The 12,302-nt window shown below is 57.6% G+C and carries 9 protein-coding genes and 3 pseudogenes; 9 read left to right on the top strand and 3 right to left on the bottom strand.

Features of this window, described 5'->3' with window-relative positions:
• The first annotated feature begins 29 nt into the window (after positions 1 to 29).
• The 8 genes and pseudogenes from NUH86_RS06550 (at position 30) to NUH86_RS06515 (ending at position 7,679) form a co-directional block, all read left to right on the top strand.
• Positions 30 to 485, top strand: a complete 456-nt coding sequence (locus NUH86_RS06550; RefSeq protein WP_267251679.1) for a nuclear transport factor 2 family protein — start codon at positions 30 to 32, stop codon at positions 483 to 485.
• Positions 486 to 742: 257 nt separating this feature from the next.
• Complete coding sequence (locus NUH86_RS06545; RefSeq protein ID WP_267251678.1) at positions 743 to 2,026, top strand: TetR/AcrR family transcriptional regulator; 1,284 nt, start codon at positions 743 to 745, stop codon at positions 2,024 to 2,026.
• 238 nt (positions 2,027 to 2,264) lie between these two features.
• Positions 2,265 to 3,780, top strand: a pseudogene (gene istA, locus NUH86_RS06540) (IS21 family transposase).
• Positions 3,767 to 4,282, top strand: a pseudogene (locus NUH86_RS06535) (ATP-binding protein); the annotation flags it as partial. The pseudogenes istA (NUH86_RS06540) and NUH86_RS06535, both read left to right, overlap by 14 nt.
• 149 nt (positions 4,283 to 4,431) lie before the next feature.
• A complete protein-coding gene (istA, locus tag NUH86_RS06530) occupies positions 4,432 to 5,694 on the top strand; it encodes an IS21 family transposase (protein WP_067739295.1) in 1,263 nt (420 codons plus the stop codon).
• The gene (gene istB, locus NUH86_RS06525) at positions 5,691 to 6,551 is read left to right on the top strand and encodes an IS21-like element helper ATPase IstB (RefSeq protein WP_067739292.1); all 861 of its coding nucleotides are present in this window, start codon (positions 5,691 to 5,693) and stop codon (positions 6,549 to 6,551) included. Before istA (NUH86_RS06530) ends, istB begins: the two co-directional genes overlap by 4 nt.
• Before the next feature lie 76 nt (positions 6,552 to 6,627).
• A pseudogene (locus tag NUH86_RS06520) lies at positions 6,628 to 6,852 on the top strand (ATP-binding protein); the annotation flags it as partial.
• A gap of 71 nt (positions 6,853 to 6,923) precedes the next feature.
• Positions 6,924 to 7,679, top strand: a complete 756-nt coding sequence (locus tag NUH86_RS06515) for an IS3 family transposase (RefSeq protein WP_267251677.1) — start codon at positions 6,924 to 6,926, stop codon at positions 7,677 to 7,679.
• A 118-nt stretch (positions 7,680 to 7,797) separates the two neighbouring features.
• Here the strand turns inward: NUH86_RS06515 and NUH86_RS06510 are convergent, their stop codons facing one another.
• From NUH86_RS06510 to NUH86_RS06500, 3 genes are all read right to left on the bottom strand, one after another.
• Entirely contained in the window at positions 7,798 to 8,613 is an 816-nt protein-coding gene (locus NUH86_RS06510) for an HpcH/HpaI aldolase family protein (RefSeq protein WP_267251676.1), read from the bottom strand.
• 119 nt (positions 8,614 to 8,732) lie between these two features.
• Positions 8,733 to 9,419 carry a nitroreductase gene (locus NUH86_RS06505; protein WP_267252043.1) on the bottom strand — a complete coding sequence of 229 codons (687 nt, stop codon included), beginning with the start codon at positions 9,417 to 9,419 and terminating at the stop codon, positions 8,733 to 8,735.
• A gap of 48 nt (positions 9,420 to 9,467) precedes the next feature.
• Positions 9,468 to 10,802, bottom strand: coding sequence for a spinster family MFS transporter (locus NUH86_RS06500; RefSeq protein WP_267251675.1), 1,335 nt, complete (start codon positions 10,800 to 10,802; stop codon positions 9,468 to 9,470).
• 689 nt (positions 10,803 to 11,491) lie between these two features.
• Here NUH86_RS06500 and NUH86_RS06495 point away from each other — a divergent pair.
• Positions 11,492 to 12,298, top strand: a complete 807-nt coding sequence (locus NUH86_RS06495; protein WP_267251674.1) for an enoyl-CoA hydratase-related protein — start codon at positions 11,492 to 11,494, stop codon at positions 12,296 to 12,298.
• Positions 12,299 to 12,302: the final 4 nt, after the last annotated feature.

The following is a 12,302-nucleotide window of genomic DNA, read 5'->3' as shown; positions in this document are numbered from 1 at the left end:
ATTGCTGATAATAGAGAGGTTTTTACGAAATGAGCGATTTAGATATTTTTGAAGAACGTGAGATTATTGGTGTTGCATTGCGATACGCAAGAAGCATTGACACGAAGAACTTCGATCTTTTCATGTCATGCTTTACGAAGGACGCTCTCTTTGGATTGCCAAAACTCCGAATGAATCCAGAGATGAAACTTGAATTGGCATTGCCGTTTCTTGATAGCCTTTTTGGTGCGACACAGCACGTTACGACAAACTTCGAAGTGACTGTCAACGGTGACAGCGCGGCTATGCGCTCTCTTTACATTGCGACCCATGTTTGGCGCGAGCAGGTTTCTGACCCTCTCTTTGTTATGGGAGGACACTATGAAGATAAACTGGTTCGGACGGACGACGGCTGGCGAATCCACGATCGCCTCCTCGTGAACGCTTGGTTCACCGGGGATCGCGCTGCGATAGCTGCTGCTGGAATGGCCGAGCTGTTCGACTAGCAGCCGCTTGGCAGTTGGGATGACTTCTAACTCGTTCCAGAGCTGTCGGCCATCTGCTGGTCCAGTCTGTATGCCCGAGCAACTATGGGTGGCGCTCTTGACGTGAGTCGCTTTGGCGGGCAGGAATCGTCGAAGGAGCAAGCGTGAAGGAGTTCATTATTGGTCGCACTGAGATCACACGCTGCGCCATGAACGGTGTCGCACTTGAGCGTTGATGTGAAGCGTAAGCAGTTTGACGGTCTTTAATACTAGGCGGAATGATGGATCCCGAAGACGCAGATATTACCGACGTGTTGCCCGAGATTCGACCTAATCGCAGATTGACCAAACAGGATCGTTCGGCGGCACGGCAGAGCCGGATAACCGAGGGCGCAATAGTTGCGATTTCGCGGTACGGTATGGGCGGCGTGACGCATAGGCGCGTTGCGAGTGAAGCGCATGTCTCGTTGGCCGCCACAACCTATTATTACGAGACCAAAGGCGACATCATCGCCGACGCATCCCGCACCCTTTTGGCACGGTATGTCGACGCTTTCCGCCGGTTTGCCAGTAGCCTTGGGCCCGACGCGCAGCTATCTTTTCGTGATTTCGCTTTGAAACTCGTTTTTAATTCAGCTGGCAAGCATAAGGTAGAAACACTTGCGTGGTGTGAGATACTTGTCAATGCAGCCCGCGATGAAAGTATGCGCGAACTGGCGCAGGTATGGTTTACCACGCTGGACGAGCTATGGCAGAACATTGCATCGCTGCTGGGCGTCGATGACGTACAAAGCGCGGCGGTATCCGCCATAGATACAGTGATCGGCCTGCTCTTCATCGTCACGCCGCTCGGGCTGTCCGAAGAAGAGATGCGCGCACTGCTCCTTACCGGTTCGTTGGGATCCGACCACCCGTCCTTTCATGTATCTGAGTCGCATGTAGACGTCGACGTCGGTGGCAAGAAATCAGACGGCACGCGGGAGCGCATCCTTAATGCAGCTGCCGAATTGATCGTCGGAGAGGGTATTGAGGCCCTTACCTTTCGTAACATTTCTGAGCGCGCGGGTTTGACCGCTGCAGCGCCTACCTACTATTTTCCCTCGATTTCGGCGTTGTGTAATGCTGCGCAGGCACGTTTGTTCGAAATGACCAGGCACCGGTATCGCGGAGATGCGGGAACCGGTGATCATGCATCGCTGGACAAGGATCATCTGATTGATTTGCTTGCAACCGTATTTTTGCGGGAGGCGACGGAATTTCGCGATCTCAGTCTGGCGTGTTATCCAGTATATGTACAAGCCCACCGCGACCCCACGTTGCGACCAGGTTTGTGGGCACTCAACAGCGAAAATATAGATCGCTGGACTAAGCTGCTGACCAATATTTCGCCAGATGCCACGGCCTTCGATCGGTGGATGCTCTACGCTGCGTTTGTGGGCAAGCTTATACGGGTTCTTACGACAGCCCCCAGTACGCGAGAACTATCGAAAACCCGCAGTGAGTTCGCATACGAAGTGTGTGCGCTCGTCGAGAGGCGGCGCTGGAGCGACTATAGAGGCTGACTACAGGGTGTCTTTGCTCGCCAGCCGAGTCGACCGCTTTGGGGTAATCGCCAACGGATCGTGGCCGTTCTTTCGCGCCCAGCTCCCCATAAAGGCGAGCATAGCCGGGAGATTTTGAAGCTGGGTGTGAATAAGCCTGCAATGTTGACCCCAGTTTTGGGGTGATGGGCGTCCAAAGTTGACCCCCTGAACGGTTGCGGTTCAGGCTCTTGCACTTTGCTGCGGGAGCGGGTGGGAGATGCTGATCGTGGAGACGGTGGCGCGCATCCGGCGCGAGTTTTTCGTCAAGGGCAAGTCGATCAAGGAGATCGTGCGGGACCTTGGTTGGCGTTTCGCGGAACACGGTTCGCAAGGTGCTGCGCTCGGGCGAGACGGCTTTCACATACGAACGCAGCGTGCAGCCCTTGCCGAAGTTGGGGCCTTGGGCCTCCGATCTGAACAAGCTGCTGGAGGCGAACGACCACAAGGTCCGGCGCGAGCGGCTGACGATGGTCAGGGTGTTCGAGGAGTTGCAGGGTCTTGGCTATCGTGGCGGCTATGACGCGGTCCGACGGTATGCGGCAAACTGGCATCGAGAGCGCTCAGCGGTGACAGCGGCGGCCTATGTGCCGCTGAGCTTCGCACCTGGTGAAGCCTACCAGTTCGACTGGAGCCATGAGATCGTCGTCATTGCCGGGGCGACGACCACGGTGAAGGTCGCGCACATGCGGCTTTGCCATAGCCGGATGTTCTACGTGCGGGCTTATCCGCGTGAGAGCCAGGAGATGGTCTTCGATGCTCATGACAAGGCGTTCGCCTTCTTCGGTGGCGCCTGCCAGCGCGGTATTTACGACAACATGAAGACGGCGGTCGACGCGATCTTTGCCGGTCGCGAGCGCCAGTATAACCGCCGCTTCCGACAGATGTGCGGGCATTATCTGGTCGAGCCGGTTGCCTGCACGCCGGCGTCGGGGTGGGAAAAAGGCCAGGTCGAGAATCAGGTGGGCCTGGTGCGCGAACGCTTCTTCACACCCCGGTTGCGGTTCAAGAGCTACGCCGAGATGAACGCATGGCTGGAGGATCGCTGTGTCACGCGGGCGAAGCACGCGGCGCATCCCGAGTTGAAGGACCGGACGGTCTGGGAGGTGTTCGAGACCGCGGACCGTCCCGCCCTGATCGCCTATCGCGGACCCTTCGACGGCTTCCACGCTTTGCCCGCGTCGGTATCGAAGACGCTGTTGGTGCGGTTCGACTATAATAAATACTCGGTACATGCGGCGGCAGCGGGGCGGCCGGTGGATATCCACGCCTATGCCCACCGCATCGTCATCCGGCAGGAAGGCGAGATAGTCGGCGAACATGACCGCCGGTTCGGCCGTGACCAGACGATCTATGATCCCTGGCATTACGTCCCTGTCCTGGCGAGAAAGCCCGGCGCGCTGCGCAACGGCGCACCGTTCAAGGACTGGGCGCTTCCACCCGCAATCGAGCGGGTACGTCGCCGCCTGAGTGGCCATTCTGATGGCGACCGCCAGATGGTCGGCATCCTGACGGCGGTCCTGAGCGATGGGCTTGATGCGGTCGAGGCAGCGTGCGCCGAGGCGCTGATCGGCGGCACCGTCAGCCGCGATGTCGTGCTCAATATCCTGACCCGTCAGCGCCAGCCATCGGCGCCGCTGACCATCGCCACGCCCGAGGCGCTCCGGCTCCGTCACGAGCCCGTCGCCGACTGCGCCCGTTACGATAGCCTGAGGAGGTTCTATGGAACGCCATGAGATACTGGAGATGATGGGGACGCTCAAGCTCGCGGGCATGCGGCACGCCTATGATGAGGTGATCGCCGATGCGGTGAAGCGACAACATAGCCCAAGCCGCGTGGTCGGTGATCTGCTGAAGGCCGAGATCGACGAAAAGCAGGCGCGCTCGATCAAATATCAGATGACGATCGCCAAGCTGCCGCTGGCCAAGGAAATTACGGCGTTCGACTTTGCCGAAACGCCAATCAACGAAGGGCTGGTGCGCGATCTGGCCACCGGCGCCTTCCTGGCCAACCAGCGCAATGCCGTGCTGGTCGGAGGGACCGGGACCGGAAAAACCCACCTTGCCATTGCGATCGGACGCTCCTGTGTGCGCACCGGCGCCAGGGTCAGATATTACAACACCATCGACCTGGTGAACCGGCTCGAAGCTGAAACCCGCGCAGGAAAAGCGGGGCGCATTGCCGATCATCTGTCCCGGCTCGACCTGGTGATCCTCGACGAACTGGGCTATCTGCCTGTCATCGGTCATGCAATTCTCCGCAAAAGTGGGCTTTGAAAATTCCCTAGTTGGTGGCCCCTTCATCTCATTCTGCCGGGGCTAGCCCCGGCAGAATGAGATGAGCCGACATTGTCCTCATCTCCTTTGCAGACGCGGAGACGGGGCCGATGATCCGACTTGGAGAATTGATGATGATCCTCGAATTACATCGGCAGGGCGTATCGATATCCGCCATTGCCCGACGCACTGGTCGCGATCCCAAGACCATCCGAAAATATATCGAACGGGGTGTCGAGGCCCCGGTTTACGGCCCACGCATGCTGGGTCGACCGAACAAACTGGCACCCTATCTAGAATTTTTGCGTGAGCGAGTGGTGGCCTTTCCCGATCTGACGGCGGCGCGTCTGACGCGGGAAATCCGTGAGCTGGGGTATATGGGCGCCTATACTGCGGTAAAGCGGTTCCTGGCAGCGATTCGACCGGAAAACGGCCCCAAGCCCTTCGAGGTTCGGTTCGAGACGCCGCCTGGCGTGCAGGCACAGGTCGACTTTGCCCGGTTCGTCGTCGAATTTACCGATGAGCCCGGCGTCAGCCGGATCGTCTGGCTATTCAGCTTGGTGCTGGGACATTCGCGCTTCCTGTTTGCACGCTACGTCATGCACCAGGATCTCCAAACTCTGTTGCGCTGTCATATGCAGGCCTTTGAAGCGCTCGGTGGCGTCCCGATCGAAATCCTCTACGATCGCATGAAAACCGCCGTAACCGGCGAAGATGATCAGGGCCATATCATCTACAATCGATCATTGCTGGCCCTGGCGGGGCATTACCGCTTCGTGCCACGCGCCTGCCGTCCCTATCGGGCCAAGACCAAGGGAAAGGTCGAGCGGCCGTTCAGCTATATCCGCAAGGACTTCTTCCTGGGCCGCAGCTTCCGCAATCTGGACGATCTCAATGTCCAGCTAATCGACTGGCTCGATACCGTCGCCAATGTCCGTGTCCACGGGACGACGCAGCGGATTATTGTTGAAGCCTTCGCCGCCGAGCAGCCTGAGTTGCAGCTGCTCCCGGCGGGTCGCTTTGACGCCGTTCTGAAGCTGGAGCGCCGCGTCAGCCATGATGGGATGGTCTCTGTCGGCGGCAATTACTACAGCGTTCCCGATCGCACTCGGCGCGTCGTCGAAATCCAGCAGTTGCCTGACAAGATCAGGATCGTAGACCTGGGCCAGGTCATTGCCGAGCACCCGGTTCTTGAGGGGCGTCGGCAGTGTAGGATCGATCCTGCGCATCGGACAGGCGGCAGCGGCGCCAAGCGCCGTATCCATGGCAAAGAGGTAATCGCCATCGGTCGTATAGGCGAGCATGTCGCTGTGCGCTCCCTGGCCATCTATCAGGCGATCGGCAGCCAACTGGCGCGGGGAGAACGGCCATGAACCAAGGGGGTGCCGCATCCCGCGTCGATAATATCCGCCGCAGCCTGGTCCATCTCAAAATGCCACGCGCTCTGGAGATGCTCGACGCCACCCTGCGCGGCATAGAGCAGGGCAAAATCGATGGCATCGAGGCCATCGACATATTGCTGAACGAAGAACTATCGCTCCGGGAGAACCGCAGGATCAAGGCGGCCCTGCGCATGGCAAGGCTGCCGATCATCAAGACGCTGGACGGATATGACTTCTCCTTCCAGCCATCGCTCGACCGGAACCGCATCCTGGCGCTCGCTGGCCTGGACTTCATCAACCGGGCCGAGGTGGTGCATCTGTTGGGTCCGCCCGGTACCGGAAAAAGCCATATCGCCACTGCTCTTGCAGTCGAGGCCGTGAAGGCGGGCAAGAGCGTCTACTTCATCCCGCTCGCCGATCTGATCGCTTCACTGACCAAGGCGGAACGGGAGGGCACGCTGCGCGAAAGGATCCGCTTCCTATGCCGATCCGCGCTGCTCGTCGTAGACGAGATCGGGTATCTCCCTGTTACGCCGGGCGGTGGCAACCTGTTCTTCCAACTCGTCAATGCCCGATACGAAAAGGGCGCTATGATCCTGACATCCAACCGCGGCTTTGCCGAATGGGGTGATGTCTTTGGCGATCCGGTGGTGGCCACCGCGCTGCTCGACCGCCTCCTTCACCACGCGGTGGTCATCCAGATCGAGGGCTCCAGCTATCGCATGCGACAGCACGCTGACCTGCTGCCCGAGCATGCGCGCATGGCACCGTCCATCAACCCGCCGCCCTTGCCCAAACGGCGTGGCCGCCCGCCAGCAAAGGAAAATCCCGATCTCCATCACGGCTGATCACCGACACAACCGTCCCGCCAAACTAGGGAATTTTAGATGCCCACTTTTGCGGAATCTTCGGCGCCCGTTGACACTGCCGTTCGCGCTGTCTGGCGGTCAGTTGCTGTTCCACCTGGTCAGCCGGCTCTACGAGCAGACCTCGATCATGGTAACCACCAACCTCGCGTTCGGCGAATGGCCCTCGGTGTTCGGCGACGCCAAGATGACCACCGCGCTGCTCGACCGGCTGACGCACCATTGCGATATCATCGAAACCGGCAACGAGAGCTGGCGCTTCAAGAACCGCGAAGCTGCCTGATAGCCCAGGAGAAACGCCATCGGCATGGGGGTGAGCCGGCTCCGGGCTACGCCCTCCGCCGCCTCACCCCCATGCCGACGATCCTGGCGCACTATCAGGGGGTCAATGTTGGGCGCTTATCAGGGGTGAATATCCGGGGCCGATTGACACTTCGCCGGGAAGGCTGGGTCGTGAACGCCAAAAAGGTCTATAGGCTTTATAGGGAGTTAGGACTGCAGCTGCGCAACAAGACTCCCAAGCGTCGAGTGAAGGCCAAGCTGCGAGAAGATCGCGCTCCGGCAGTCCGGCACAACGATGTGTGGGCCATGGACTTCGTCCATGATCAACTGGCGACGGGACGCAAGCTGCGGATCCTGACGGTGGTCGACACGTTCAGCCGGTTCTCGCCGGTGATCGACGCACGGTTCAGCTACCGCGGAGAGGACGTCGTAGCCACGCTCGATCGGACCTGCCGGAAGATGGGCTATCCGAAGACCATCAGGGTGGACAACGGCAGCGAGTTCGTCTCGCGGGACATGGATCTATGGGCTTACCAAAGGGGTGTGACGCTCGACTTCTCGCGGCCTGGCAAGCCGACGGACAATGCCTTCATCGAAGCGTTCAACAGCAAGCTGCGCAGCGAATGCGTGAACACGCACTGGTTCTTGTCGCTGGAAGACGCTTGCGAAAAGTTGGACCGCTGGCGTAGACACTACAACGAAGAGCGACCGCACAGCGCGATCGGGAATATCCCCCCGATCATGCTGGCAAACCCGACCGGGGACACCAGCCCTCCGGACCCGGACCAGGCGGAAAACTCCAGACCCGAGCGGTCCAAGGTTGGGTAGCAGCGCACCTTGGGGCAGACTCTACATCAGGTCGAGGGACCCAGCGGGGGGCAGGTCAATATGACAAACTTAGCGAAAGGCGATGTGCTGATAAAATGTAATTTTTCGGGTGGCAAATTCATCGATTGTCGCAGCTTCCGTGTCTTAACGCTGTGTGTAGATTTCGGAAACTGTTGAAGAGAACCCGACCGTCTGACGCAGTCATGAAAATCCTCGTTCCTTCAGCCGTGAGAGTGTCGTGCTGTAGCAGCGCTGCCCTAGGACTTGAATCGTCAAGTGAGCCTATGACTTCGATCCCCTTGGCGCGAATTTGTGCAGCGACGCCTTCGATCTTTGCTAGCACATCCTTGTGTCCGCGGTCGCCGTCATATCCCATTGCCACGGCTAAATCATGCGTACCCAGCATGATACCGTCAATTCCAGACACATCCAGGATTGCTGGCAAGTCATCCAAAGCTTCTGGAGTTTCAAGCAGCATCCACACCAGGCATGAATTGTTCGCTTTTTCTGCGTAATCTTTCCAATTGGGGGAGCCGTACGCGGTGGCGCGAGTAATAGGACACGCACCTCTGGTTCCTGCAGGGAACTTCTTTGTACGGTACTTTGCCGCCGACACGATGGCATGAGCATGTTCCCCGGAGCGAACTTGCGGTATCAGAAGGCCGCCGGCTCCGGCATCGAGATACCGACCAAGGTCGACAGGTTCGCCCACGGGAACCCGAACAACTGGCGTTAGCCCGGCAGCTTCGGCGGTGCGAATCAGTGTGACGGAATGTTCGAAGCCAAATGAGCCATGTTCGCCATCTATAAGTACAAAATCCAGGCCGACCTCACCTGCGATTTCTACAACAGCCGCGGAGCCAGTCTGAACCCAGATGCCTATGGCATTCTCGCCATTTTCCAGCCGGGCCCGCACGAGGTTCCTTTTCAGCATAAATTGAGTCCTTAAATTTGTGCCGCTTGTGCTTGACAATCTCGAAAGGTCATTTTGAGAAAAGCATATATATTGAAAAATAGCCTAATCCCTAATGGCCCTTATCATGCCGACAGACATTAATTGTGAAAGACCACGCTATCCTCGAATGGGACCTTCTCAATCCGATAGGCGGCGGCAGCGGATGTCGCGTCAGGATAGCCGAAGGAGATACCAAACAGCAGTTTCAGCGATGGATCGACACCCAGTTCTTCGCGAATTGTATCTGCATACATGCCCAAGACTGTCTGGGGCACACCACCAAGTCCATGCGCCGCAAGAGATAGCAGGAAAGTCTGCCCATACATTCCGATGTCACCCGCGACCCGCACTGCATCACCAAATACAGGCATGAATAAAAAAGCGGCATGTGGCGCGCCGAAGAATTCGAGATTGCGCAATGAGGCCGCTCTCCGCTCCGCTAATGCTTCACGCGAGATGCCCAGGGCTTGATAGTAGGCCGCGCCTTGCTCGCGGAGGCGCTCACCGTAAATGCCATGTACGTCATTTGCGCTGAAGGAAAAATCAAGCGACATGCGTCCCGCGGCCTCCGCAGCGAGCAGAGCTTGGCTGAGCCTATCGCGGCTGCTGCCAGAAACGACGTGAACATGCCACGGTTGGGTATTGCAGTTGGATGGCGCACATTGCGCATCTTGCAGCACGGAGGCTATCATAGAGTCCGGTACACGGGTAGGCAGAAAGCTACGGATGGACCTTCTGGCCTCAAGCAGATGGCGAAAGGCGGAAGCGCTGCTCTCATACGTCACCTCAACGTCACACTGTTTCACTTGAATCTCCCAAATAGTCAGAATGCGTCAATGCGTCTGTGAGTCGAACGGTACCACCGGTTGTGGCTCTGCTTTCGCACACCGGTATGTCTTTTCGCGAGAAAGCAGCCGTGCCGCCATGAGGAAGGCGACGACGCTAAGGACATAAAAGGCGAGGCCGTAAAGTATGGAAAACTGCAGTGCTGCCGTTTCGTACTCCTGGGTCATCCAATCGGACATGAACCCGAGAACATATATGCCAACGCCCATTCCGATGAGGTTCAATATGAAAAGATAAACGGAAGAAGCGATGGCTCTCATGTTGGCAGGAACAATCTGCTGGATCCCGGCAGTTACCGGCCCAAACCAAGCGGAGGCAAGCATCTGGCCAAACGTGAACAGAAGCCAGCTCAGCATCGGCGCCTTTGCAAACAGGGCAGCGGCAATGGTTGGAATCGCCAGCGCCAAGCCAATCGCGGGGACAAGCGCGAAGCTTCCGGTATGAGCTTTGGCCAAACGGTCACCAATCCACCCCCCCGCCAAAATGCCTAGCACGCCTCCGATGAGCAGAACCGTTCCATAATACAAGCTGACCGAGCCGATGCCGAGACCGTAAGTGCGTGCAAAGAAACTCGGCATCCAGAACATGAGGCCATAACTTAATGCAGAAGCGCAAGCTGCGCCTAATGACAGAAGCCAGAAAGCGGGAGTCTTTCGCAGACGAAGGGTGACCTCGCTGACACTCGGCGAGGCCGCGGGATCAAGCGCAGTCGCGGGAGAATCATCGAACCGACCGCGTGATGGTTCCTTCAAGGTACATTTTACCAACAACGCGACTGGCAGGCCGGCCAACCCGACAATAACGAACGCAGCGCGCCAATCGAGATTTCCTGCAATCCATCCACCGAAGAACACCCCGAGTGCGGAGCCAACCGGAACACCAAGTGAGAACAGAGCCATGGCGCTCGCGCGTCGCTCGCGGGGAAAAAGGTCGGCGATCAACGCATAGGACGGCGCTACCCCTCCGGCCTCCCCAACGCCCACGCCCATCCTGGCGAAGAAAAGTTGCCAGAAGCTTTGAACCGTGCCGCATGCTGCCGTGAACAGGCTCCACAACGTGATGGAGACCGCAATGATATTAACGCGGCTTTTGCGATCTGCGAGCCAAGCAATCGGAATTGCCGTCGTCGTGTAGAAAATCGCGAACGCAACGCCGCCCATTAGACCAAGTTGCTGGTCGTCAAGTCCTAGGTCGGTTTTGATCGGCATAGCAAGAACGCTGATGATCTGGCGGTCAACAAAGTTAAAGACATAGGCCAGTAGAAGGACCGCGACCCCTGCAGTCGCGCTGCGTGAGCCTGAGGCGACGGCACTTTCAGTCATTACACAGTCCTTATCTCAAACGTACGCAACCTCTAACTATGGACACTAAAATCAGTGGCAGGCTTGCGCGCGTCGTCCCTTGGGATCTCCGAAGGAGGCTATCAGTCCATTTCGTTTTATAGATAGCCTGTCAACCTGAAAAGCTTTTTTATGGCTATGTACCATAAATCGGCTTTGGGCTGCCCGTTTTTGCGCTCGCCCTCGTTACGGGATCCGCCTCCGACCAGGATAAGCTGATTTCGTTACGAATGTGAATTTGCCGTCGGCCATCGACGCCGCCGCGCTCCGATGAACATCTCCAAAAATGGTCTGCAGCTTGAGGAGAGAAACTATGTTTTGACAAACAGTACCAGATAGATCATGAGGTCTAGGAAGTTAACCTGCAACGCGACAGCGGGATTGAACTGACGAGTCGCGAGCGGAACATGGAGGGAGATCCCGATTGGCTGTTCAGCCGTTGTCGATGTGCCGGTGTTTGAACGTGCCGTGCGTTATCAGGCCAAGCTTCGTAGGAGCTTCCTCGGCAACAGGCATAAGCATCTGACTGACATGCCGACCCGTCCTACGTCTATGGGTGCGGACCGTGTCTGGTTGTTGTTCGATTTGGACAGGGCGCGGCCATGTCGCGAATGGCGGGTTGCTTATCCTAAGGCATTGGCGCGTTTGCGCATAAAAAGGATGGTACGAAAATGTCGGTTTTGCTTACGGAAGTTCGCGGGCACGTAGGGATTATGACTCTTAACCGACCGGAGAGTCACAATGCGATGAACGCGGAGATGTTCGTGAAGATGGCTCGAGCTTGGGATGCTTGGGCTGCGGACGACAATATCCGCAGTGTTGTTATCACTGGAGCAGGCGATAAAGCCTTTTCAGCTGGCGGTGACGTCAAGTCGCTTATTCCTGTACTTACGCGAGCACGAGCACCGCAAAACGAATTCGAGCAAATTATTCTGGATACTCATCCCAAGGTGAGGGATGTAGCGATGCTCCGTACGTTCTTTCCAAAGCCGGTAATTGCCGCAATTAACGGTTACTGTGTAGCGGGCGGAACCGAGGTGATCGAAGGCACCGATATCCGCGTCTGTACCGAGAGTGCAACATTTGGTCTTCCGGAAGTCAAGCTGTCCATCTTGCCGGCAGGCGGATCTCTGGTTCGTCTGACGCGGCAGATGCCTCATTGCAAGGCGATGGAGATGGTGCTGACCGGGCGACCGATCACGGCTGCCCAAGCTCTTGAATATGGCTTCGTGAATTATGTTACCTCACGTGAAGCATTAATGGACAAGGCGCTTGAGATCGCCAGCCAGATCGGTGCCAACGGGCCGCTGGCCGTCGTGGCTGCCAAACGCGTGATGGTCGAAAGCTCGGGTCTTCCGTTCGACCAGGCCTACCTCCTTGAAGATAAGGCGTGGGACGACGTTGCGGCATCGGAAGATGCTAAGGAAGGGCCGCTGGCATTCGCCGAGAAGCGGTCTCCCATTTATACCGGAAAGTGACAGG

It is taken from the genome of Sphingobium sp. JS3065 (genome assembly GCF_026427355.1).
Classification (GTDB): Bacteria; Pseudomonadota; Alphaproteobacteria; order Sphingomonadales; family Sphingomonadaceae; genus Sphingobium.
The sequence above is the reverse complement of the archived record's forward strand: the minus strand, read 5'-3'. Positions and strand labels throughout refer to the sequence as shown.

Bases quoted from the DNA above. Each gene is read 5' to 3' on its own strand.
- NUH86_RS06510 (WP_267251676.1), bottom strand. From the start codon at position 8,613: ATGCTGAAAAGGAACCTCGTGCGGGCCCGGCTGGAAAATGGCGAGAAT.
- NUH86_RS06545 (WP_267251678.1), top strand. From the start codon at position 743: ATGATGGATCCCGAAGACGCAGATATTACCGACGTGTTGCCCGAGATT.
- NUH86_RS06500 (WP_267251675.1), bottom strand. From the start codon at position 10,802: ATGACTGAAAGTGCCGTCGCCTCAGGCTCACGCAGCGCGACTGCAGGG.
- NUH86_RS06495 (WP_267251674.1), top strand. From the start codon at position 11,492: ATGTCGGTTTTGCTTACGGAAGTTCGCGGGCACGTAGGGATTATGACT.
- NUH86_RS06550 (WP_267251679.1), top strand. From the start codon at position 30: ATGAGCGATTTAGATATTTTTGAAGAACGTGAGATTATTGGTGTTGCA.
- istB (WP_067739292.1), top strand. From the start codon at position 5,691: ATGAACCAAGGGGGTGCCGCATCCCGCGTCGATAATATCCGCCGCAGC.
- NUH86_RS06515 (WP_267251677.1), top strand. From the start codon at position 6,924: ATGCCGACGATCCTGGCGCACTATCAGGGGGTCAATGTTGGGCGCTTA.
- istA (WP_067739295.1), top strand. From the start codon at position 4,432: ATGATCCGACTTGGAGAATTGATGATGATCCTCGAATTACATCGGCAG.